This window comes from Acidovorax sp. K2F, from assembly GCF_025246485.1.
GTDB lineage: Bacteria > Pseudomonadota > Gammaproteobacteria > Burkholderiales > Burkholderiaceae_C > Acidovorax > Acidovorax delafieldii.
The window spans coordinates 16,217-38,190 of the sequence record NZ_JAOBSQ010000002.1 but is presented as its reverse complement, the minus strand read 5'-3'; the positions used below and the strand labels follow the sequence as shown (position 1 = coordinate 38,190).

The following is a 21,974-nucleotide window of genomic DNA, read 5'->3' as shown; positions in this document are numbered from 1 at the left end:
TTAGATTCCGAACCACATGAGCCGCTTCCCAACGAATCGAGGCCTCAGGTGATGCCAACGCGGCCCAAACGTACCCGGCAACGTTCGCTTCGAGAGTCGCCTCAGGACTCAGCTCTGGCTTCCAAGGACCGTCACCGTCGGTTGGCCGCATGGCGCCGTCGAGAAGCTCAAGTCCATAAGCAAGCGCAGCTTGGGATTCGCTCGGTGTCATGGTCTCGGAGAGCAAGTTAACAACCCTGAAGAGATCCTGGGTGTCTAGCATCACATGCGACTTGCCGATTGCGTCAAGTGCATGCGCACAAAGCTCAGGTCGCGAGCACCCCGACAGATGGCTGGCCAAATCAAGTGGCAACCGTTCATAGAACGTGCCCGGAGCCAGTTCGAGGCAATGTGCCGCTACGACGCCTCTTATCAACGAGCGCAGCGCCGGCCTGACTGAGATGCGGGTGAGCCACTCCTCGGGGATCGATGAAAGCACTCTGCGGTAGTCCCAAAGGTCCAACTCAGTGAAGGACTCCAGCGCTGTAACTATCGCGGCCTCTTCCCCCGGTTGCACGTGTGCAAGCGCCCGAGTCAAGAACTCAGAGACATTGTTACGTTCGGACTGCCCTCTGTAGTTTGCGTACGCCGCTTGCAGATCCATATGGTCATGCAGTTTGCGCTGTCCAAACACGCGGCTCCAGTCAGGGCGAGCCTCTGGTCCGGCTGCACGGACAACTACAGGCTCTCCCTGGGCGCCTCCTTGGTTTTCAGCAGCCTGGCGCTGTGCTTCGCGCGCAATCTCTAAATCGATGTCGTCGAGAGCTAGTCCATAGGCAACGGCTACCTTCCTGATTGCGAGCCACGTCTCAAGTGTGTGAGGCTCCAATCGAACCTTGTCTAGATAGAACTCTGCAGCCTTCACCTTGTCTGATCGCTCTTCGAGACCGTCAAGAATCAAGGAGAGGTGAGGCGCATAGTCCCAGTCGGCACGAAAACCAATCAGAGACAGTGCGATCCATGAATTCAGGCGCCCTGACCTCAGAAGATGCTCGACTGCAACGGGCAACAAGCGTCGCCAACGACCGAAGCGACGATCTCTCCAGCGGCTAAGAATCGCAACAGCCGAGTTCGGGCAAAGCGATATAACTGCCTCGACGCTTCTTTCCCAATCGAAGTGCTTGTCTCGGTCCACATAGTCGTAGATCAGCTCAGCTGCTCGTGCCGTCCGGTACGCGAGCTCGGCTTGAGGATGCGCTGCATCCGCCGCGTTCTCCGCAAGACTTAGCAGCGATGTCCACCGTGTAAGGCACTCGTCTCCGACCCGATTGGCAATATCGATAGCGGTCTTGAACAGCTGGTTCGCCTCGGGCGTGCTCACAGGGATGACTGCGCGACAAAGCGCCACTAGGGCCCCAGCCGTCGATGCGGCGTCGTCACGTTCACTGACCAAGCGTGCGAACTTTGCGGCCGTCTGTTGGAGTGCTAGGTTGGGGGAACCAACACGGCGGGCCGCAAACCAGATGAGGCGCGTAGTCGTCGGCGTGGCTAGTGGGTGGCGCAATCCCTCGACCCAAGAGATCAAGTCAGTCCACGAACTTTCATGCGCGGCTTGACTAGCGCACAAGACCTCCGCCCACACTTCGGCAATCTCGTCCGCAGTCGTCGGTTCCTCGCGGTAGCTGGAGCCTTCAGCCTTTCTAGATTCGGCCAGCGCGTCAGCACAACTGCGATCTAGATCAGCGGCTGCCTGTGCCGACAAGTGCAGCGATGCCCACAGGCGGCCCCATGGCAGTAGTGCTCCAACCGACTCCCTGAACTCCCGAACTTCACGTGGCCCTTCACCTCCGCGCGCCTTCTCGTGGGCCTTCTTGATCTCGGCATCAGCTAGGTCCATCACCTGGAGGTTGGTTCCTTCCAGCTTCTCCAGGAGGGCATGAATCCGAAGCAGATGAACTCTTCGGCCACCGTATCGAGACATGCTTCCCCGAGGCAACTCATGCGGATAGTGGCGCCGCAGCGCTTCTGCAATTTTGGCGGTCGGAATTATTTGATAGTGCAGCGCTGCACAGACTAGGGCGGCAACTGCTGCATCCTCAAAGCCGTTGGTCTTCCAGTGCGCCGTGTCCCGGATGTTGAGATACCGTCTGCTGCAAACCCTGGCTGCCCGCTTGACCACGTCCACGGATGGTCGAAGGCCGACTGTCTGCAAGACGGCAGTCATGGCAAGCGCCAAGCCAACGTCTCGAATACCAGCTGTCGCGATGGCATTGATGTCCGAGAAGCGGCCAAGGTCGGCGAGCCGCGCTGCAACCAAAAGACCAACACGAAATGCCACTGATCTAGGGCTCCAGCTCGATAGTTCGCGAGCGCAAGCTTTGGGCCCATGAACGTTCAACTGAGCGATGGCAAGCTCGGCTATGTATGCGTCGTCGATTTGAGTCTTCCGGCGCTCCTCGGACGGCAATGACGACCAATGTCGCAGCCAGTCACGTGCGATTCGAAGGCGACTGCGAGCGTCGGGCTGAAGCTCACGTCGACCGGAGAGGAAGCTTGCCTCGTAGGCGTAGTGCTCGCCAAGCCACTTGCCGCGAAACGCTCGCCTTGACACCAGTTCAAGCATCCGGTCCGGCTCAATGAAGGTGGCAGCCAGGTCAGTGTTTTCCGACAGTAGGCGCTGCTGACGCTCGTCTGCAGCCGCTTCCCCAGCTGCCTTTTGCGCAATCTTGCTGGCATCGAGATGCCGGCCGCTTCGAAGACACGCCTTCAGGGCGAATTGCAGGCGTTGTAGTTCGAGGTCGCGTCTTTCAAGGGGGTTGTCTTCTGGCAGCGCCTTCGACGTAAGCGCGAGGTCCACCAACTCCGCGACTTGGCCCGCCTCAAGCATGAGTTGAGGCAGCACTGAAGCCACATAGACACTCTGACGTGCCAACGGCTGCAATGCGCGCAGGTAGTCAACCAGCGCAGCGCCCGTCGCACGAAATCTCCCTTGAAACCACGTCTCTGTGGGTTCGTCAATGAACTGCAGCAAGTCGCCGCGCAACAGAAGCGGGCGTTGAAGATCATTGACAAAACTCCGCACGACCGAAACAGGCACCGAGGCGATCGTCGACACGACACCCAGAGGAATGAGCGGTCGCAACGTGGCCATCGCCTGACATACTCGATCGATCGACTCTGCACCTGAGGCGCCAGCCTCGTCTCTGACTCGCGCAACTGCTTGCTCAAGAAGGTTCTCAATCAGGGTTTGAACAGTCGTCGGACTCGGGCCAAGGGCCCGCAGAATTTCAGGCACCGTCCTGTGGGCGGCTAACGCGGCGGCTTGAACTCTCGGGTTGTGTGAACTCAGGCGATGAAACTCGTCGACATCCTGATCCGACGCATTGGGGAAGACCTGCCGTAGATTACTTTGTGTCTCTTGCCTACTGAATGGTCGAAGTTCAACCGTACGACAGCCAGCCGGTGGGTTGAGCAGTGCGACTCGGTATGGTCGGCAGAGCACAACCACGCATACGCCATCAGGAATCTGTTCTCGTAGGAGGTCACGAGCAAAGGAGTGCCCATCTGAGTTGTCCTGCGCAGCCATCTCTGCGTTGTCAGCTGCGTCGACAACTATCCACAGGACAGCGTCCGACGACCGCGCTCGAAGGGACTGCACGGCCTGAGCCAGCCGCGCCAAGAACGCCCGCGTGTAGGCTGTGCTGTCAGCATTTCCTGATGGAACCAATGGATCGCACAGTGTTGCGCCCGCCAGTTCATTGGCGATCTGCACCAGCGCATCCTTGTGGCGATGCCGAAACCCGCTCGGTGATCTGTATGCGCCATTGCCAAAGCAGTCATACACGACGGCGTGCGACCCGCTTGGCAGATGCAAGGGCAACCTCAGAGCCAAGACGGACTTGCCGACGCCGCCGTCGGCTTGAACGATCAGGCACCGACCGACACACTCAACAATCACCCGCGCCAGTTCGGCCTCTTGCTCTCTAGGCACAACGCGAGCGGGAGGTTCGATGAGACAGCGCGCCGGAAAGAGGTCATCCTCGCTGCGGCCAATAGACTTCAGTACATCGAACTTGGTGATCTGCGGCGTCCCGGTGAACTCACTCGTCGCCTTGCGCGTGACGAGGTCCTTGAGTTGAAGAGGCGCCTCAGAGTCAGCCCCCGGAAGGTATCGTCGCAATCCTTGGGCAAGTAGTCGACGCTGCTCCAAGAACCCTTTTTGTTCTGGCTCTAGTCGAAGGAGGCCGCAGACCTCTGCAAGGTCGGCTCCCTTCAGGTCGCAGTACGCTTCGAGGAATGCGAATACCTCTGGGTGACGCGGTGAGTGGCTCCTCGCGGCATCCTCGATTGTTTCTTCGACATTCCGTGAGATAGGTCTGTTCGTGACGAAGTGCAGCTCTAGCCAGCCGGTCAATGGCAAGCCGACGCGTTCCTTCTTTAGTGCGACGCAGCGTTTCGCAAAGCCACTTAGCGTCTTCTTCAGGCCACTGATAGTCCACTCTTCCGAAGCGTGCTTGGTCGAGTGCTTCAATTGCATGTACTTCAAGAGCCTGGCAGTGGAAAGCTCTTGGCTGCCGTAGTACTCGCCTACATCTATCACCTCTTCGCCGGCATCAACGGTCTGACCGTCTCCGCCCTCCTGCGATGAAGCTCCTTCAATCGACACCGCTACTAGGTCTGAACTGAGGGACAAAAGCCCCAGACACCTCTGTGCGGCCCACAGGTAGTGGAACTGATCACCATCTCGACTTGACCTGACGAGTTCGCTGTCACTCATTTTTCATCGCCCGGACTGCGAACGATGGGATTCGTCGGCAGGCCCGGCCAAGCGCGCGGTCATTGCCGTGCCCTTGGCCTGGAAAGTGTCTGAGACGTACCTGCCGAAAATGCTGCCGAGCACCAGGCGCTTGTACTCGGCAGGATCCATGTTTGGGCGGAGCTTGACGGCGGTGGCCCAGATTGTGCGTTTGAGGTTTTCGATCATGGGTGGCGGAGTCGGCTCGCAACGAGGCGGGCATCTGGCCACATGATTACATGCGGCGGGACAATTTTCGCCGGTATACCTGCCGCACTGGCTCTTCGCTCGCATCGAACTACAGAGTCCGCCGCAATTCGATCGGCGCGTCAAGCTACTTCTCGCCTTAGTCGGTCTGCTAACGGATGAATAGCTCCTCGGCCATGTCCGCTGCGACAAAATGGTCGCGTTCTGGGATTCGAGTGGCGACGGCGATGTGCGACCAATCGACCGGTCTCGTATGCCGCGTTCCAGTCTTGAGCCGGTGCTCGCGAAGGTCGGCTTCACGCATCCGCCGACGTACAGGATGAAGCCATCGAATATCAGCTGTCAGCCTGAAGCAGCCCACCGCATACTTAGATACATGAACCGCCTCAAATGAGGCAGCATTCATTTCTCAATACGGAATTTCCCCGACGGACTTTATTCAGGTCCGACGCACTTTATTTGTTGGAGTCACACCGAACGCAAACGGAAGCAGCCTTGCTGTGAGTCACGGACTTCGCCAAATCGCAAAACTCACCCACTAGCCCAGCACACTGCTCCGGGCGCATGTCGGCAGAGAGTGCCAACCGCAAGTCAGCAAGGTCCAGTCTATGTTCGCAAAGTCCACTCTCTGTTATCAACAGATCTACATTCTGTTTGCAAAATCCATTCTCTGTTAGCAACAACCACAGAAACCAGTCTTTGTTAGCAACAAACATGCCTCCATCCCATGCTCCGCTACCTCACCGTCCCCGTCACTCCTTTCCAGCAGAACGCCTCCATCGTCTGGTGCGACGCCACCCGGCAGGCCGCCGTGATCGACCCAGGCGGAGACCTGGACACCTTGCTGGCAGCGGTGGAAGAACACGGGCTGACGCTGTCCCAGATCTGGCTCACCCACGCTCATATCGACCACGCCGGCGGCACGGGCGAGCTGGCCCAGCGCCTGTCGCTGCCCATCGTCGGCCCCCACCCGGGCGACCAGTTCTGGATCGACGGGCTGCCGCAGCAAAGCGCCATGTTCGGCTTTCCGCCCGCGCAGCACTTCACCCCCACGCGCTGGCTGCACGACGGCGACACCGTGCAGATCGGCAACGAGACGCTGGCCGTGCGCCACTGCCCCGGCCACACGCCCGGCCATGTGGTGTTCCACGCGCCGCAGATTGACCGCGCGTTTGTCGGCGACGTGCTGTTTGCGGGCAGCATTGGCCGCACTGACTTTCCCCAGGGCAACCACCAGCAGCTCATCGACAGCATCACGCAGCGGCTGTGGCCCATGGGCAACCAGACGGTGTTCATTCCCGGCCACGGGCCCGAGAGCACCTTCGGGCGCGAGCGGCAAAGCAATCCCTACGTGGGCGGGACCTGAGCGCAGGCCATTAACGCTCTCTTATTAATAGCACGCTAGGCATATTCCACTAACGCATCCAGCTGATTGGGCTTGAAATGGGTTGCCAGAGGCCGTCACAGGCCCTGGTTGCGTGCTCCGCGCCGCCGGGTGCCCAGCGGCGATCAGACCCCGGGATACCTGCCAGTTCGCCGCACCCCCGACACCGCCGGGGGCTACGATGGAGCGGTTTGCCACCTCTGCAGGCCGCCCGTGCCCCCGTGCCATGACCCCATCCAACGCGCCGCGCCCCCCGCTTGAACCCCAGCGCGGCTCCAGCCTCGCGGGCAAGGCCTACTGGGCCATGGTGCAGCGGGTTGCGCTGACGGCCGCTGCCATCGACGCGGGCTACATCCTGCTGTTTCTGTGGTTGGGCTCGATGCCGCTGGCGGCCGTGAATGTGCTGAGCATCGCCATGTACCTGGGCGCCTACCGGCTCATCCAGAAGCGCTACAACACCGCTGCACTGGCCCTGATCTGGCTGGAGGTGATCGGGCACTCGGCCCTGGGCTCGCTGCTAATCGGCTGGGAGAGCGGCTTTCACTACTACCTGCTGATGTTCATCCCCGCCATCGTGATCGCCAACACGCGTGGCTATGCCGCGCCCATGGTGCTGGCCCTGCTGGCCTACTACCTGGGCCTGCACATGCTGAGCGACGCCGTGGGGCCGCTGGACCCGCTGCCCGCGCACAGCGTGAAGATCGTGAACTGGGTGCACATCTGCGTGGTGTTTGCCATGTCGGCAGCGCTGTCGGCGTTCTACCGCCGCACCATCCTCATCGCCGAGGCGCGCCTGCGCAAGCAAGCCACGCGCGACCCGCTGACCGGCCTGGCCAACCGCAGCCACTTTGACGCGCAGGCCACCGAGGCGCTGGAGCGCAGCCGGCGCAGCGGTGTGCCGGTGACGCTGCTGCTGTGCGATGTGGACCACTTCAAGCGCGTGAACGACCAGTACGGCCACGCCGTGGGCGACCAGGTGCTGGTGGCCATGGGCCAGGTGCTGGCCGACAACCTGCGCGAGGGCGATGTGCTGGCGCGCTGGGGTGGCGAAGAGTTTCTGGCACTGATGCCCGCCAGCCCGCTGGACGCCGCCAGAGCCACGGCCGAGCGCATCCGTGCCGCTGTGGCCCGGGCGCCACTGCCCGTCGGCCCCGAGCCGTTGGCCCTGACGCTGTCGTTTGGCGTGGCCCTGGTGCACGGGCCCGACGACCTGCAGGCCGCCATTGCCCGCGCAGACCAGGCGCTGTATGTCGCCAAACACGCGGGGCGCAACCGGGTGCAGCTGGCGGGTGAAGACGCCACCGATGCAGTGGCGGCCAGCGCTTAAATACGCTGGCTCGGCGGTTCAACCGTTGCGGCGCGCGGCCTCGTACAGGCCTTGCACCTTAGGCACGTTCTGCTCCAGCTCGCGAATGCGCGCGGGGCCCGATGGGTGGGTGGACAAAAACGCCAGCCCGCCTTGTTTGCTGCCGCTGGCATTGCCCATCTTCTGCCACAGGCTCACGGCGGCCGACGGCTGGTAGCCCGCGCGCGCGGCCAGCTCCAGCCCCACCAGGTCGGCTTCGCTTTCGTCCGAGCGGCTGAACTGCAGCGTGAGCAACTGCCCGCCCAGACCGGCGGCCGCCTGCCCCAGGTCGCCCAGCCCCAGCAGCTGCGAGCCCAGTCGCAGCGCCAGGTTGGTGCCCTGCGTCTTGGCGATGCGCTCACGTGCGTGCTCACGCAGCGCATGGGCCATCTCGTGGCCCATGATCATCGCGGCCTCGTCGTCGGTGAGCTTGAGCTGGTCGAGGATGCCGGTGTAGAACGCAATCTTGCCGCCGGGCATGCAAAACGCATTGATCTGCGAGCTGCCGATCAGGTTGACCTCCCACCGCCACTGGCGGGCGCGGTCGTTCCAGGGCGTGGCGTACGGGATCAGCCGCTTGGCGATGGCGTGCAGGCGCTGCAGCTGGGGGTGGTTGTCGGGCGCCAGCGCGCGCTTGGCGCGGGCCTGCTCCAGCATCTGGCGGTACTGCTGGGCGGCAGACTGCTCCAGCGTCTCGGCGGGCACGAGCTTGCGCAGGCTGGATGCCGAACCCACGTCCACCTGCGCCAGCACCGGCGTGGCCGCAGCGGCGCCCGCTGCCAGCAGGAACGCGCGGCGTGCGGACCAGGGGGACGACGGCGCGACGGAAGGAGCGGGGCAGAAAAGACACATACAAGGCAATCCCAAAAGGAATAATGAGCAGCGCTGGCACACAACACACCAGAGCCTGCCGCGCAGATGGAGGCTGACAGGATGGCTACAAGGGTGCGTCGGCGATGATAGACAAAACCCCCGCTCGCCCATGTCAGACACCTCCACATCTTCCACCCCCAGCCTCGCTCCCGCTACCGCCCCGGACAAGCCCCCGCGCACCCCCTGGCTGCAAACCCTGCGCGTGTACCTGGAGCCCGCCAGCCTGCGCATGCTGACGCTGGGTTTTTCGGCCGGGCTGCCGCTGCTGCTGGTGCTGGGCACGCTGAGCTTTCGCCTGCGCGAGGCGGGCATCGACCGCAGCACCATCGGCTACCTGAGCTGGGTGGGCCTGGCCTACGGCTTCAAGTGGGTGTGGGCGCCGCTGGTGGACCGCATGCCCATCCCGGTGCTCACGCGGCTGCTCGGGCGGCGGCGCAGCTGGCTGCTGCTGGCACAGCTGGTGGTGGTGGCGGGACTCATCGGCATGGCGCTGGCCGACCCGCGCCTCACACTGGGCCCCATCGTGTGGTGCGCGCTGGCCGTGGCGTTTGGCTCGGCCACGCAGGACATTGCGCTCGATGCCTTCCGCATCGAATCGGCCGACGCCAACCACCAGGCCGCGCTGGCGGCGTCGTACCAGACGGGTTACCGCCTCGCGATGATCTGGGCCGGAGCCGGTGTGCTGTGGATTGCCGCGCGCTCCGAGGTCACGCCCGCGGCCGGCCAGGCCGTGGCCCTGGGTGCCGCCGCGTACCAGAACGGCGCCTGGCAGGCGGCCTATCTGGCCATGGCGGCGTCGATGGCCGTGGGCGTGGTCACCGTGTTGTTTTCGCGTGAGCCTGCACCCGTGGCGCTGCCCCCCGCCAAGAACGCTGCCGAGTGGATCCAGGGCGCACTGGTGGCCCCGTTTGCCGACTTCCTGCGCCGCTACGGCTGGCATGCGGCGCTCATCCTGGCGCTGATTGCCGTGTACCGCATCAGCGATGTGGTGATGGGCATCATGGCCAACCCGTTCTACGTGGACATGGGCTACACCAAGGACGAAGTGGCAGCCGTGACCAAGATCTATGGTGTGATCATGACGCTCGCTGGCGCCTTCGTGGGCGGCGTGTTGTCCATGCGCTTTGGCGTGATGCGCATCCTGATGCTGGGCGCCATCCTGAGCGCCGCCAGCAACCTGCTGTTTGCCTGGCTGGCGGGCCACGGGCACGACGTGACGGCGCTGATTGCCGTGGTGTCGGCCGACAACCTGGCCAGCGGCATTGCCTCGGCCGCGTTCATCGCCTACCTGTCGAGCCTGACCAACGTGAGCTACTCGGCCACGCAGTACGCGCTGTTCAGCTCGATGATGCTGCTGCTGCCGAAGTTCGTGGCGGGCTTCTCGGGCGACTATGTGGATGCGTTTGGCTACGCCCAGTTCTTCACCTCCACGGCACTGCTGGGGCTGCCGGTGCTGGTGCTGGTGTGGCTGGCATCGCGCATCCAGAAGGTCGGTGGCGCCTGATTCATATGTCCAGAAAGCTACAAAATCAATAGCAATTTGTGAAGCCTCTCGCCACCCGGTTTACCGGAACTTTACGGGGGCTTCAACACGGGGAGACGGCTCTACCGGACCATGAAGACAGTTTCAAAGCCTCGCTACTACACTGCCCCCATGAGCTCCCAACTGCTGATGATCGAAGACGACGCCCGCCTCGCGCAGATGGTGGGCGAGTATCTGGGCCAGTCGGGCCTGCAGGTCACGCACCGTGCCGATGGCAAAAGTGGCCTGGCGCAGCTGCAGGGCCCTGATGCCGGGCCGCTGCCCGACCTGGTGATCCTGGACCTGATGTTGCCCGACATGGATGGACTGGAGGTGTGCCGCCGCATTCGCTCGCTGCAGGGCAACGCGGCGCAGGTGCCGGTGCTCATGCTCACCGCCAAGGGCGACCCCATGGACCGCATCATTGGGCTGGAGCTGGGTGCTGACGATTACCTGCCCAAGCCCTTTGAGCCCCGCGAGCTGCTGGCCCGCATCCGCGCCATCCTGCGCCGGCGCACGGATGGTGGCGGCGCGGCAGCCGCCACCCAGGTGCTGCGCTTTGGCACGCTGGAGATCGACCGCGACGCGCGCACCGTGACCGTGGCGGGGCAGCTGGCGGACCTCACCTCGTACCAGTTCGACCTGCTGGTGGCGTTGGCCGAGCGCGCGGGCCGGGTGCTCACGCGCGACCAGATCATGGAGGCCGTGCGCGGCCGCGAGCTGGAGGCGTTTGACCGCTCCATCGACGTGCACATGGGCCGCATCCGCGCGGCCATCGAGGCCGACGCCAAGAACCCGCGCCGCATCCTCACGGTGCGCGGTGTCGGTTATGTGTTTGCCAAGCAGCAAGATTGACCGCTGACGCAGGCCCCGCTGCCTGTGCTGTCGCCCCACGCATGTCCTTGACCAACCCTTTTTCCCGCCGCCTTTATCTGCGCATCTGGCTCGCCGTGGTCGGCGGCATGGCGGTGCTGACGCTCACCGTGGGCTGGGCCTGGCGCATTGCCGAGGAACAAAAGGCCCAGAACAACCAGCCGTTTGTGCCGCCTTCGCGCGAAATGGCGGTGCGCGACCCGGCGGGCAACCTGGTGCTGCGCGGCATGGCCACGCGCCAGCCGTCCGAGCCGGGCGAGGTGGTGGAATTCCACATCGAGGCAGAAAACGGCCAGATCTTCACCCTGCAGATGGCGCCCCGCCAGCCCCGCATGGGCCGCAACGGCGGCCGGCCCGGGGGGCCCGGCCAGGACGAGGCGGCTTTCTGGACCCGTCCGCCCTTCGGCTTCTTGTGGCTGCTGGGCATCGTGGGTCTGGCGGTGGCGGTGGGCGTGTACCCCATCATCCGCCGCCTCACGCAGCGGCTGGAGGCCTTGCAGCGCAGCGTGAAGAAATTTGGCGAGGGCGACCTGTCGGTGCGGGTGCCCGAGCAGGGCCAGGACGAGGTGGCCGATCTGGCGCGCCAGTTCAACGCAGCGGCAGAGCGTGTGGAAACCCTGGTCAAGTCGCACAAGTCGCTGCTGGCCAATGCCTCGCACGAGCTGCGCTCGCCCCTGACCCGCATCCGCATGGGGCTGGAGCTGATGGGTGGCCAGCAGCCTTCCCCCGCCTTCCGCGAAGAAATCCTGCGCAACATCGCCGAGCTGGACCAGCTGGTGGACGAGATCCTCCTGGCCAGCCGGCTCGACGCGCGCGAGGCCGACGTGGGCACCGTGGAACTGGTGGACCTGATTGGCCTGGCCGCCGAGGAATGCGCGCGGGTGGACGCCGACCTGGACGTGAGCGCGAGCCCCGATTCGCTGGAGGTGCGCGGCGTGGCCAAGCTGCTGCGCCGGGCGATCCGCAACCTGCTGGAAAACGCACGCCGCTACAGCACCGGCGAGATCACCGTGGTGGTGCACCGCCGCCAGGGCCGCGCCGAGGTGCATGTGTGTGACCACGGCCCGGGTGTACCACCCGGCCAGCGCGAGCGCATCTTCGAGCCCTTCTACCGACTGCCGGGCGCCAGCGAGCGCGCGGGCGGCGTGGGCCTGGGGCTGGCGCTGGTGCGGTCGATTGCCGGCCGCCACAACGGTACCGTGCACTGCCAGGACCGTGCTGACGGCGACAGCGGCGCGTGTTTTGTGCTGGCGCTGCCGCTGGCACCATCCACGCACTGATCGGCGCCTGCATTCGCGTGCGCTCAGCGCGCTGCCGCGCGGGGCGCCAGGGGCCAGCGCCAGGCCATGGCGGCATACAGCACCGCCCCCACCCCGAGCGCTGCGGCGGCCACAGCCAGCCCGTAGACAAAGCCCTGCCCCTGCGTGGCCGCGTGGTGCAGCATCCACGCCACCATGGGCGGGCCCACGATCTGACCAATGCCGTAGGCCGCCGTGAGCAACCCCGGAAAACTGTCGCCCGCCGCAGGCCACACGCGCCGCGCCTCCTGCAGGGCATAAAAGGTGATGGCAGTGAACGGCAAGCCCAGCAGCAGGCTGCCCAACGCAAAGCCCGCAGGCCCCGGCCACACCAGGCTGAGCGCGATGGCCCCGGCCTGCACCACGTAGGCTGCCATCAGCAGCCAGCGCCGGTCCCACGCGGCCGGGGTGCGGGTGGACAACGCCGCGCCCAGCGCCACGCCGGCACCAAACAGCGGCCAGAACAGGTCGGACCAAGGCGACCCTGCAGGCAAGGCAGCGCGCGCAATCACGGGCAAAAAGGTGGCCGTGACGATGTAGCCCAGCCCTGCGAGCCCATAGGCCAGCGTGAGCCCCGTGCGCGCCCAGAACCCGTGGCCGGGGGTGGAGCCGTCCACCACCGGGCCGGAGGCTGCGGCCGACCCGGGCATCGCCACACCCCGCAGCACGGGCCAGATGGCAGCGCACAGCCCCGCACTCAGCAGTCCGAACACCGCCCAGCCCGCCGCAGCGGGCCACTGCAGCGCCACCATGGCACTGGCCGACAGGCCGGTGAGCACGATGCCCAGCCCCGGGCCACAAAAGATCAACCCACCCAGCGCGGGCTGGCCCAGCGCCACCAGCCGCAGCATGCACCACACCGAGACGTTCAAGAACACCAGCGCACTGGCAACCCCGGCCGCAAACCGCAGCGCGGGCCAGGTGCCCGGCAGCGGCAGCGCCATGCCCAAGGTGAGCAGCACCGTGGCCGCGAGCCCCCAGCGCGCCAGCCGCGCCGCATGCCACCGCTGCCGCGCACGGGGCGCCACCCAGGGCAGCGCCATGCAGGCCAGCGCCCCGATCAGGTACCCGAAGTAGTTGGCTGTGGCCAGCCAGCTGCCGCCGGCCAGCGTGACCACGCCGTCGTGCAGCATCATGGGCAGCAGCGGGGTGAAGGCAAACCGGCCCACGCCCATCGCCACCGCCAGTGCGGCCATGCCCGCCAGTGCTACAGCCAGGGGACGGTCTTGGGGGGCGACGCGCGGTTCCATGCAGGCGGTTTCCAGTCTATGATTCTGTTTTGAGATTTATTTTCTATTAATCATCTCATAACAAGAATATTTATGGATCTGGCAGCGCTCGAAATATTCCGCGCCGTCGCGCTGGAAGGCAGCGTGACCCGCGCGGCCGAACGGCTGGGCCGCGTGCAGTCCAACGTGACCACGCGCGTGCAGCAGCTGGAGGAGCAACTGGGCGCCACGCTGTTCCTGCGCGAGGGCAAACGCATGGTGCTGACGCCTGCCGGGGAGGCGCTGCGCGGCTATGCCGACCGCCTGCTGGCGCTGGCCGAAGAGGCTCGCCAGTCGGTGCACCCCGGCCAGCCCGGCGGCCGGTTGCGCCTGGGCACCATGGAAAGCACGGCCGCCGCACGCCTGCCGCAGCCGCTGGCCCGGCTGCATGCGCAGTGGCCCGGGCTGGTGCTGGAGCTGTCCACCGCGCCCTCGCGCCAGCTGGTGGAGCAGGTGCTGGCCCACACCATCGACTGCGCACTGGTGGCCTGGCCGCCGCCGGGCATCGACGCCGACGCGCCGGTGAAGCGCACCGCCGTGTTTGCCGAGGCCCTGCTGTTGGCCCTGCCCGCCGACCACCCGCCCGTGCACACGCCCCAGGACCTGCAGCTGGACACCCTGGCCGCCTTCAGCCCAGGCTGCACCTACCGCCGCATGGGCGAGGCCTTCATGCAACAGAAGGACGGCAGCCCGCCGCGCGTGCTGGAGCTGGCCTCGTACCACGCCATCCTGGCCTGTGTGGCCACAGGTCGCTGCGCGGGCGTGGTGCCCCAGGCCGTGATCGACCTGATGCGCGAGCCGCCTGCGCTGCGCCTGGTGCCCCTGGCCACCTGCGACACGGTGCTGGTGCACCGGCGCAGCTACCAGTCGCCGGCGCTGGACGCGCTGCGGACCGTACTGACCTCCGGCGAAGCACACCGCCTCGCCGCATCGACCTGACCCCTCCCCCACAGATCGCACAAGGAGCCCCCATGCCCGCCGCCTTCACCACCCACCTGGGCCTTGCGCTGCCCATCATCCAGGGCCCGATGACCGGGTCGGACACGCCCGCGCTGGCCGCCGCCGTGTCCGAGGCCGGTGGCCTGGGCATGCTGGGCTGCGGCATGCGCTCGCCCGCTGCCATGGCCGAGGCCGCCGCCGAGGTGCGCCGCCGCACCGACCGGCCCTTTGGCATGAACCTGTTTGTGCAGGCCACCCCAACGCCGGACGACGCCACGGTGCAAGCCGCACTGCAGCGCCTGGCGCCGTTCTATGCGGAGTTCGGCCTGGTGCCCGAGCGGCCCGCACAGTGGTGCGAGGACTTCGCGGCACAGTTCGACGCCCTGGTGGCCGCGCGCCCGGCCGTGGCCAGTTTTACCTTCGGCATCCTCACGGCGGCGCAGGTAGCACGGCTGAAAGCGGTGGGCAGCACGGTGGTGGGCACCGCCACCACGCTGGCCGAGGCGCAGGCCTGGGCCGCCATGGGCGCGGATGCCGTCTGCGCCTCCGGCATGGAAGCCGGGGGGCACCGGGGCACCTTTCTCACCCCTACGCAGCCCGGCGCCACCGGTGCGGCGCCGTCGCTGGCCGACTTTGCGGCCAGCATGGTGGGTACGCTGCCGCTGGTGGCGCAGTGCGTGCAGGCCCTGTCCATCCCGGTGATCGCTGCGGGCGGCATCATGGACGGGCGCGGCATTGCGGGTGCGCTGGCGCTGGGCGCCCAGGCGGTGCAGATGGGTACGGCCTTCCTGACCTGCCCCGAGTCGGCGATTGGCCCGGCGTACCGTGAGGCCCTGGCACGCGCCCAGGCCACCGACACGCGCACCACCCGCATCTTCTCGGGCCGGCCGGCACGCGGCATCGTCAACCGCATGATGCAAGCCCTGCAGGCCGACGAGGCCACCGTGCCGCCCTACCCCGTGCAGAACGCACTAACGGGCGCGCTGCGCCGCGCGGCCGCCCAGGCGGGCCAGGCCGACTGCCTGTCGCTGTGGGCGGGCCAGGGGGTGGCCCAGGTGCGGCCCATGCCAGCGGCGCAGCTGGTGGCATTGTTGGCCCAGGAGTGGCAGCAGGCCACCGCGCCGCGTGGAAACTCCACTGTCGGCCACCAATAGCTATTATTTTTATAGCATCAGAGGCATTTTGAACTAGCGCTTGGGGCCAAAACCGCCCCAAAACCCGTGCCACCGTGGAGCTGGCTTTGCCAGGCCACGGGTGGCGTCCCCGTTGGGGGGAAGGCGCCGAAGGCGACTCAGGGGGGCGTCTCAGCCTCTCCAGGGCAGTTCGCGCGCAGGGCCCTGGATCACGGGCGGCTGGGCATTGAGGGTTTCGCCCGCCAGCACCCGCTCGTACATGCGCAGGTAGTTGCGCGCCATGCGCTCGGCGCCAAAGTGCTCCACCACATGCTGGTGGCAGGCGCGCGGGTCAAAGCGGTTGCCCCGCACCGCCTCGGCCAGCACCGAGGCCTGGTCGGACAGCACACCGCAGTGCACGGGCACCAGCTCGGGCAAGGCGCCGTAGGGGGTGGAGAACACGGGGCAGCCAAAGTACAGGCTCTCGATCACGGCCAACCCGAACGGCTCGTGCCAGCGCACCGGAAAGATCAGCCCGCGCGAGGCGTTGAGCAGGCCCGTCTTCTGCGTGCCGCCCACCATGCCGTGGAAGTGGATCTTGCGCGACAGCGTCCAGCGAAAGCCTCGCTTGAAGTTGATGCGGTTGCCGCCCAGCACGTCCAGTTCCACCCCGGCCATCTTGGCCACCTTGATGGCACCGCGCACGTTCTTCACGCCCCAGGCCGCCTTGCCCAGGAAGTGGTAGTGCGAGCGCGGGCGGTCAAAGTCCACCGGGCCATAACCCGCCCAGTCCAGCCCGTTGTAGACGAATTCGCTGGAGCCGTAGCGCGCCGCATGGTCGCGCGACAGGAACACCGTGTTGCGGGGCAACGGCTTGGGCTTGCGGGCGTTGCCGTGTTCGGTCACCAGGTAGGGCTTGGACAGCTCGGAGCGTGGGTTGAACTGGAAATGCGTGATGTCCACGTCGGCCGGGATCTGCCCCTCCCAGGGCTCGTCAGGCCGGATGGGCAGCACCTGGCCGAAGTCGCAGGTCGAGCCCTCGGGCACCAGGTAGCTCACGCGGTGGCCCTGCTGCACCAGCGTCTTGCCCAGGTCCCAGATCACGCGCTCGGTGCCGCCGTAGCCATACACAGGGATGGGGGAGTTGTTGACCAGCAGGATGTGCATGGCAGAGGTCCTTCAGGAAAGAGCGGCGGCCTGCCCGGGTGCCTGCAGCCGCTGGCGCTCGCGGCCTTGCAGGATGGCCAGCACCAGCATGCCCATGAACAGGTAGAACATGGTGCCGCTGTTGTGCCCCAAAAACACCTGGGTCGTGCCAAAGCCCATGTAGGACACGGGCAGCAGCACCCCGATCATGCGCAGGCACAGGCCCTCGGTATCCAGCACGCCCACACTCCCCGGGAACACGCGGCGCCGCGTGGGCCAGAACAGCACCAGGGGCACACCATAGAAAAACAGCAAGACCACCACGCCGGGGATGCCGCGCTTGGCAAAGATGTCCAGCACCTCGTTGTGGGCGTGGCTGAACTGCAAAACAATCGGATGCGCCTCGCCGGCAGCCACCCGCCGCTGCTTCTCGGCCTCGTATCCGTAACGGCCCCAGCCGGTCCAGGGGCGGTCCAGGCCCATGCGCCAGGCCAGGCCCCAGTGCGCCAGGCGCTGGCCCACCGAGCTGGCCGCGTCGCCCCGAGCCTCGTACTGCGTGATCTCCTGCCGCGCCTCATCCACGCGCAGGCGCACCTCGTTGGCCTTGAAGGCCATCAGCCCGGCCGCACCCGCCACGACCAACACGCCGCCCACAAGGGCCAGCTTGCGCTGGCCACAGCGGGCCTGCAGCCAGGCGCACAGCAGCAACGCCAGCGGCAGCACCACCCAGCCCCCGCGCGACTCGGACAGCAGCGATCCCTCCAGGCCCAGCAGAATGCCCACCGCCCAGCCCGCACGCTGCCAGGGCTTCCAGCGATCCCACAGCACCAGCAGCGCGACCGAACACATCAGCCCCAGCAGCAGGCTGAGCCCGCCGTACTGGATGGCGTTGGTAAAACCATTGGCGCGCGGCAGGTGCAGCACCAGAGCCTGGTACAAACCGATCAGCCCCGCGCCACAGGCGCCGACGGCGATACCGGCCCAGAGCCAGCGCACCCGCGGGGGATAGGCCAGCACATACAGCAGGCACGGCAGCGCCAGCAGGTACTTGGCAGGCCGGTCCAGGTTGGACCAGCTGCCCTGGGCCGGGTCAAAGTCGAGGGCCCAGACCGTGCCCATCGCCACGATGGAGGCCAAAAGCAGCCAGGCATCGCGCCCCGGCGGGCGCCGCAGCCACACCCCGGCGGTGGCCAGGCTGCACAACAGCAGCACCACCGCCCCCCAGGAATAGCCCGAGCGCACCCACAGCGCCATACCCGGCACCATGAAGGCCGCCGCGCCCGACAGGCGCACAAAAATTTCGTCAGCTTTGGTCAACGGCGCACGCTCTCGCTCAGTTGCTGGTGGTCGTACTCCAGGGCGGCGTACCGGAAGAACGCCTCCAGTGCCACGAACAGACAATACAGAAAACCCGCCCCGCCACACAAAAAACCCAGCCGAAACACATACAGGCGCAGGAACATGCTGGTGCCCGAGGCCAGGCCCCGCACCACGCCGCCCTTCTTGCCTGCCGCCGCCCGCTTGGCGGCACCGAGCATGGCGTACTGGGTGAGCTTTTCCAGGCTGCCGCGCACCGTGGTGCGCGAGTAGTGCAGCAGCCGCGCTTCGATCAGGCGGCGCGGCACGGCGCCACCGCCCGGTGGCGGCAACAGTTCGGCCTGCTCGTGCACCACGCCCGTGAACTCGCGGACCATGGCGCGCACGAACAGGCGCTCGATCTGCGATTGCGAGCGAAAGTACTTGAGTTCGTGCCCGTAGGCCACCATGCGCCAGCGGATGCTCCACACGGCCTGCGCGCCAGAGCGCACGATGGCCTGCAGCTCCTGGGCGAACGCAGGCGTCATCACCTCGTCGGCGTCCAGAAAGAAGATGTAGTCGCCCCGCGCATGGGCCAGCAGCCGGTTGCGCTGCACGGCGAAGCCCTGCCAGTCGGGGTAGTTGTGGACTTCGGCGCCCAGGCGCTGGGCGATGGCCACGGTGTCATCGGTGCTACCGCTGTCCACCACCAGCAACTGGTCGGCAAACGCAGCGCTTTGCAGGCAGGCTTCGATGCGGTGCGCCTCGTTGAGGGTCAGCACCGCCACGGTCAACGTGGGCGGCGGCGTAGCGCCGCCGACTGCAACCGGCATCAATCAGTGACCAGCGTGTACGTGCTCACCGGCCTTCAGGCGGTACACCGTGCCACAGTAAGGGCACTTGGCTTCACCCGTGCGGGCTACGTCCAGGTACACCTTGGGGTGGCTGTTCCACAGCTTCATGTCGGCCTTGGGGCTGGGACAGAAAACGCCGCCTTGGGCGTTCAGGTCTTTGGCCAGGAGTTCAACGGTTGCTTGCGACATGTTCTTCAGACCTTGCTCAGCCAGTGGGCGTATTTCGGATTGCGGCCACCGACGATGTCGAAGAAGGCGCTCTGGATTTTTTCAGTGATCGGGCCGCGCGATCCGCTGCCCAGCTCGATCCGGTCGAGTTCGCGGATGGGTGTGACTTCAGCGGCTGTGCCGGTGAAGAAGGCCTCATCGGCGATATACACCTCGTCGCGCGTGATGCGCTTTTGCACGATCTCCAGGCCCAGGTCCTTGGCGATGTGGAACACGGTGTTGCGGGTGATGCCGTTCAGGGCGCCGGCCGACAGGTCGGGCGTGTAGATCACGCCGTTCTTGATCACAAAGATGTTTTCGCCCGCGCCTTCAGACACAAAACCCGAGCTGTCCAGCAGCAGGGCTTCGTCGTAGCCGTCGTCCGTGGCTTCCATGTTGGCGAGGATGGAGTTGGTGTAGTTGCTCACCGCCTTGGCCTGCGTCATGGTGATGTTGACGTGGTGGCGGGTGTAGCTGCTGGTCTTGACGCGGATGCCGCGCTTGAGGCCTTCCTCGCCCAGATAGGCGCCCCAGGCCCAGGCAGCGACCATCAGATGGATCTGGTTGCCCTTGGGCGAAACACCCAGCTTTTGCGAGCCGATCCAGGTCAATGGACGCAGATAGCAGGATTCGAGCTTGTTTTCGCGCACCACGGCTTTCTGGGCCTCATTCACCTCTTCCTTGGTGAACGGGATCTTCATGCGCAGGATCTTGGCGCTGTTGAAGAGGCGGTCGGTGTGCTCTTCCAGGCGGAAGATCGCCGTGCCATTGGCGGTGTTGTAGGCGCGCACGCCTTCGAAGGCGCCGCAGCCGTAATGCAGGGTGTGGGTCAGCACGTGGATCTTGGCGTCGCGCCAATCGACCATCTGGCCGTCCATCCAGATCTTGCCGTCACGGTCGGCCATCGAGGGAACTACGGGGCTCATGGGTGTCCTTTGGTTGCTGTGGGTCGCAAAACCAGGATTTTACGGGGCGGCGGGCGGCGCGCCTTCTCCATCAGCAGCAGGGTTGTCCTGGGGGCGGACCAGGGTCCACACCACCAGCTTGCCCTGCTGGAACTCGCAGGTGACGTGCGAGCGGGTACCGTCGGTCCAGCGGTAGACCTCGGGCTGCACGTTTTCGGCAGAAACGCGCTCTCCCAGCGCCTGGGTCATGGCCACCACGTGCATGAGGTTCACGCCCTTCGTCAGCCGGGCGTTGAGCATCACGGCGCTGCCCACATACCCGATGGGGCGCTTGGCGGCCTTTTGCATCACGCTCATCAGCCGCGTGAAGTGCAGCAGGCCCCACATGACCAGCCCACCGGCCACGGCAGCCACCCCGGCCCAGCCGTAGGCATAAAAACCAAACCCGATCAGGGCCACCGCCCCCAGGGGCACCAGAATATTGCGCAAGTTCATAGGTCGAGATTGTCTTATGGCGCCATGGACATGGCGCTGTGGGCATTGCTTACAGACCGCGCACCACGTTCATGGCCTCTTCCACCCGCTCGACGGCGTGGATGGTCAGCCCTTCGATGGGTTTTTTGGGCGCATTGGCCTTGGGCACCACGGCCACGCTGAAACCCAGCTTGGCGGCTTCCTTCAGGCGTTCCTGCCCCCGGGGCGCAGGCCGCACCTCACCGGCCAGCCCCACTTCGCCAAACGCCAGAAAGCCGCGCGGCAGCGCCTTGCCCCGCAGGCTGGAGGTGATGGACAGCATCACCGCCAGGTCGGCTGCGGGCTCGCTGATGCGCACGCCCCCCACCGCATTCACAAACACGTCCTGGTCCATGCAGGCCACCCCCGCATGGCGGTGCAGCACGGCCAGCAGCATGGCCAGGCGGTCCTTGTCCAGGCCCACCGACAGGCGCCGGGGGCTGGGGCCGCCACTGTCCACCAGGGCCTGGATCTCCACCAGCAGCGGGCGTGTGCCCTCCAGTGTCACCATCACGCAGCTGCCGGGCACGGGCTCGGAATGCTGGCTCAAGAAGATGGCGCTCGGGTTGCTCACGCCCTTGAGGCCCTTCTCGGTCATGGCAAACACGCCAATTTCGTTGACCGCGCCGAAGCGGTTCTTGATGGCCCGCACCAGGCGAAACTGGCTGTGCGTGTCGCCTTCGAAATACAGCACCGTGTCCACCATGTGCTCCAGCACGCGCGGCCCCGCCAGCGCACCTTCCTTGGTCACATGGCCCACCAGAATGACAGCAATGCCCGTGCCCTTGGCCATGCGCGTGAGGTGCGCCGCGCATTCCCGCACCTGGGCGACGGAGCCCGGCGCGCTGGTGAGCTGGTCGGAGTAGGTGGTCTGGATGGAGTCGATGACCACCACGGCAGGCTGCGTGGCCTCCACGGTCGCCAGAATCTTTTCGAGCTGGATCTCGGCCAGCAGCTGTACCTGGCTGCCGTCGATGCCCAGGCGCCGCGAACGCAGCGCCACCTGCGCTCCGCTCTCCTCGCCCGTCACATACAGCGTGGGCAGGCCCGCGCGCTGCAGCGCGTCCATGGCCTGCAGCAGCAGGGTCGATTTGCCAATGCCCGGATCGCCCCCGATGAGCACCACGCCCCCTTCCACAATGCCGCCGCCCAGCACACGGTCCAGCTCGTCGATGCCGCTGGGGGTGCGGGCCACGTCCTGGGCCTCGATGGCCGCCAGCGGCAGGACGGGCTGCGCGTTGGCCAGGCCCGCGTAGCCTTGCGGCGTGCTCAGGCGGTTCTTGCCCGGCCCGGCCTCGGCCACCTGCTCGATCAGCGTGTTCCAGGCGCCGCAGGACGGGCATTTGCCCAGCCAGCGCGGGCTGGTGCCGCCGCACTCGGTGCAGGTGAACGTGGTTTTTTCTTTGGCCATGGCAGGTGTCGGTGAGGCGCCCCGATGCAGGGGCAGCCGACTATAGC

Annotated in this window: 18 protein-coding genes; 7 read left to right on the top strand and 11 right to left on the bottom strand. The window is 65.9% G+C overall.

Annotated elements, in window-relative coordinates; genetic code table 11:
- Positions 1-4,756: hypothetical protein (locus tag N4G42_RS01610; protein ID WP_260665926.1), on the bottom strand; the 4,756-nt coding region annotated here is incomplete at its 3' end.
- Between the two features lie 3 nt (positions 4,757-4,759).
- Positions 4,760-4,963, bottom strand: coding sequence for a type I restriction-modification system subunit M N-terminal domain-containing protein (locus tag N4G42_RS01605; protein ID WP_137747174.1), 204 nt, complete (start codon positions 4,961-4,963; stop codon positions 4,760-4,762).
- A 745-nt stretch (positions 4,964-5,708) separates the two neighbouring features.
- On the opposite strand from N4G42_RS01605, the gene N4G42_RS01600 reads away from it, so the two are divergent.
- On the top strand, positions 5,709-6,347 hold the full coding sequence (locus N4G42_RS01600) for an MBL fold metallo-hydrolase (RefSeq protein ID WP_056057330.1): 639 nt from the start codon (positions 5,709-5,711) through the stop codon (positions 6,345-6,347).
- A 244-nt stretch (positions 6,348-6,591) separates the two neighbouring features.
- Positions 6,592-7,692, top strand: a complete 1,101-nt coding sequence (locus N4G42_RS01595) for a GGDEF domain-containing protein (RefSeq protein WP_260665925.1) — start codon at positions 6,592-6,594, stop codon at positions 7,690-7,692.
- 18 nt (positions 7,693-7,710) lie between these two features.
- On the opposite strand, the gene N4G42_RS01590 is transcribed toward N4G42_RS01595, so the two are convergent.
- On the bottom strand, positions 7,711-8,562 hold the full coding sequence (locus tag N4G42_RS01590) for a M48 family metallopeptidase (protein ID WP_056742161.1): 852 nt from the start codon (positions 8,560-8,562) through the stop codon (positions 7,711-7,713).
- Positions 8,563-8,692: 130 nt separating this feature from the next.
- Here N4G42_RS01590 and N4G42_RS01585 point away from each other — a divergent pair, with 130 nt between their 5' ends.
- From N4G42_RS01585 to N4G42_RS01575, 3 genes are all read left to right on the top strand, one after another.
- A complete protein-coding gene (locus N4G42_RS01585; RefSeq protein ID WP_260665924.1) occupies positions 8,693-10,087 on the top strand; it encodes an AmpG family muropeptide MFS transporter in 1,395 nt (464 codons plus the stop codon).
- A 150-nt stretch (positions 10,088-10,237) separates the two neighbouring features.
- A complete protein-coding gene (locus N4G42_RS01580) occupies positions 10,238-10,960 on the top strand; it encodes a response regulator (RefSeq protein WP_056057318.1) in 723 nt (240 codons plus the stop codon).
- 41 nt (positions 10,961-11,001) lie between these two features.
- Positions 11,002-12,258: an ATP-binding protein gene (locus N4G42_RS01575; RefSeq protein WP_260665922.1), complete on the top strand. Its 1,257-nt coding sequence runs from the start codon at positions 11,002-11,004 to the stop codon at positions 12,256-12,258.
- A 23-nt stretch (positions 12,259-12,281) separates the two neighbouring features.
- Here N4G42_RS01575 and N4G42_RS01570 read toward each other — a convergent pair whose 3' ends face one another.
- Positions 12,282-13,526: a YbfB/YjiJ family MFS transporter gene (locus tag N4G42_RS01570; protein ID WP_260665920.1), complete on the bottom strand. Its 1,245-nt coding sequence runs from the start codon at positions 13,524-13,526 to the stop codon at positions 12,282-12,284.
- Positions 13,527-13,598: 72 nt separating this feature from the next.
- On the opposite strand from N4G42_RS01570, the gene N4G42_RS01565 reads away from it, so the two are divergent.
- Both N4G42_RS01565 and N4G42_RS01560 read left to right on the top strand, forming a co-directional pair.
- Positions 13,599-14,483, top strand: a complete 885-nt coding sequence (locus tag N4G42_RS01565) for a LysR substrate-binding domain-containing protein (RefSeq protein WP_260665919.1) — start codon at positions 13,599-13,601, stop codon at positions 14,481-14,483.
- Between the two features lie 32 nt (positions 14,484-14,515).
- Complete coding sequence (locus N4G42_RS01560; protein ID WP_260665918.1) at positions 14,516-15,637, top strand: NAD(P)H-dependent flavin oxidoreductase; 1,122 nt, start codon at positions 14,516-14,518, stop codon at positions 15,635-15,637.
- A 150-nt stretch (positions 15,638-15,787) separates the two neighbouring features.
- Here N4G42_RS01560 and N4G42_RS01555 read toward each other — a convergent pair whose 3' ends face one another.
- The 7 genes from N4G42_RS01555 to radA are packed head-to-tail and all read right to left on the bottom strand — an operon-like array spanning position 15,788 to position 21,927.
- Positions 15,788-16,762 carry a glycosyltransferase gene (locus tag N4G42_RS01555; protein WP_056057302.1) on the bottom strand — a complete coding sequence of 325 codons (975 nt, stop codon included), beginning with the start codon at positions 16,760-16,762 and terminating at the stop codon, positions 15,788-15,790.
- Between the two features lie 12 nt (positions 16,763-16,774).
- Positions 16,775-18,058 carry an O-antigen ligase family protein gene (locus N4G42_RS01550; RefSeq protein ID WP_260665917.1) on the bottom strand — a complete coding sequence of 428 codons (1,284 nt, stop codon included), beginning with the start codon at positions 18,056-18,058 and terminating at the stop codon, positions 16,775-16,777.
- Entirely contained in the window at positions 18,055-18,870 is an 816-nt protein-coding gene (locus tag N4G42_RS01545; RefSeq protein WP_260665916.1) for a glycosyltransferase family 2 protein, read from the bottom strand. Before N4G42_RS01545 ends, N4G42_RS01550 begins: the two co-directional genes overlap by 4 nt.
- 3 nt (positions 18,871-18,873) lie before the next feature.
- Positions 18,874-19,080: a zinc-finger domain-containing protein gene (locus N4G42_RS01540; RefSeq protein ID WP_056057299.1), complete on the bottom strand. Its 207-nt coding sequence runs from the start codon at positions 19,078-19,080 to the stop codon at positions 18,874-18,876.
- Between the two features lie 5 nt (positions 19,081-19,085).
- Positions 19,086-20,024: a branched-chain amino acid transaminase gene (locus tag N4G42_RS01535; protein ID WP_056057294.1), complete on the bottom strand. Its 939-nt coding sequence runs from the start codon at positions 20,022-20,024 to the stop codon at positions 19,086-19,088.
- A 39-nt stretch (positions 20,025-20,063) separates the two neighbouring features.
- Positions 20,064-20,498: a glycerate kinase gene (locus N4G42_RS01530; protein ID WP_108498036.1), complete on the bottom strand. Its 435-nt coding sequence runs from the start codon at positions 20,496-20,498 to the stop codon at positions 20,064-20,066.
- 49 nt (positions 20,499-20,547) lie between these two features.
- Positions 20,548-21,927, bottom strand: coding sequence for a DNA repair protein RadA (radA, locus tag N4G42_RS01525; protein WP_056057287.1), 1,380 nt, complete (start codon positions 21,925-21,927; stop codon positions 20,548-20,550).
- Between the last annotated feature and the right edge of the window lie 47 nt (positions 21,928-21,974).

What these genes read in the sequence shown, in the direction of transcription:
- N4G42_RS01570 (WP_260665920.1), bottom strand. Translation starts at nt 13,526, where the DNA reads ATGGAACCGCGCGTCGCCCCCCAAGACCGTCCCCTGGCTGTAGCACTG.
- N4G42_RS01560 (WP_260665918.1), top strand. Translation starts at nt 14,516, where the DNA reads ATGCCCGCCGCCTTCACCACCCACCTGGGCCTTGCGCTGCCCATCATC.
- N4G42_RS01590 (WP_056742161.1), bottom strand. Translation starts at nt 8,562, where the DNA reads ATGTGTCTTTTCTGCCCCGCTCCTTCCGTCGCGCCGTCGTCCCCCTGG.
- N4G42_RS01555 (WP_056057302.1), bottom strand. Translation starts at nt 16,762, where the DNA reads ATGCACATCCTGCTGGTCAACAACTCCCCCATCCCTGTGTATGGCTAC.
- N4G42_RS01530 (WP_108498036.1), bottom strand. Translation starts at nt 20,498, where the DNA reads ATGAACTTGCGCAATATTCTGGTGCCCCTGGGGGCGGTGGCCCTGATC.
- N4G42_RS01565 (WP_260665919.1), top strand. Translation starts at nt 13,599, where the DNA reads ATGGATCTGGCAGCGCTCGAAATATTCCGCGCCGTCGCGCTGGAAGGC.
- radA (WP_056057287.1), bottom strand. Translation starts at nt 21,927, where the DNA reads ATGGCCAAAGAAAAAACCACGTTCACCTGCACCGAGTGCGGCGGCACC.
- N4G42_RS01605 (WP_137747174.1), bottom strand. Translation starts at nt 4,963, where the DNA reads ATGATCGAAAACCTCAAACGCACAATCTGGGCCACCGCCGTCAAGCTC.
- N4G42_RS01545 (WP_260665916.1), bottom strand. Translation starts at nt 18,870, where the DNA reads ATGCCGGTTGCAGTCGGCGGCGCTACGCCGCCGCCCACGTTGACCGTG.
- N4G42_RS01585 (WP_260665924.1), top strand. Translation starts at nt 8,693, where the DNA reads ATGTCAGACACCTCCACATCTTCCACCCCCAGCCTCGCTCCCGCTACC.
- N4G42_RS01595 (WP_260665925.1), top strand. Translation starts at nt 6,592, where the DNA reads ATGACCCCATCCAACGCGCCGCGCCCCCCGCTTGAACCCCAGCGCGGC.
- N4G42_RS01540 (WP_056057299.1), bottom strand. Translation starts at nt 19,080, where the DNA reads ATGTCGCAAGCAACCGTTGAACTCCTGGCCAAAGACCTGAACGCCCAA.
- N4G42_RS01580 (WP_056057318.1), top strand. Translation starts at nt 10,238, where the DNA reads ATGAGCTCCCAACTGCTGATGATCGAAGACGACGCCCGCCTCGCGCAG.
- N4G42_RS01535 (WP_056057294.1), bottom strand. Translation starts at nt 20,024, where the DNA reads ATGAGCCCCGTAGTTCCCTCGATGGCCGACCGTGACGGCAAGATCTGG.
- N4G42_RS01575 (WP_260665922.1), top strand. Translation starts at nt 11,002, where the DNA reads ATGTCCTTGACCAACCCTTTTTCCCGCCGCCTTTATCTGCGCATCTGG.
- N4G42_RS01600 (WP_056057330.1), top strand. Translation starts at nt 5,709, where the DNA reads ATGCTCCGCTACCTCACCGTCCCCGTCACTCCTTTCCAGCAGAACGCC.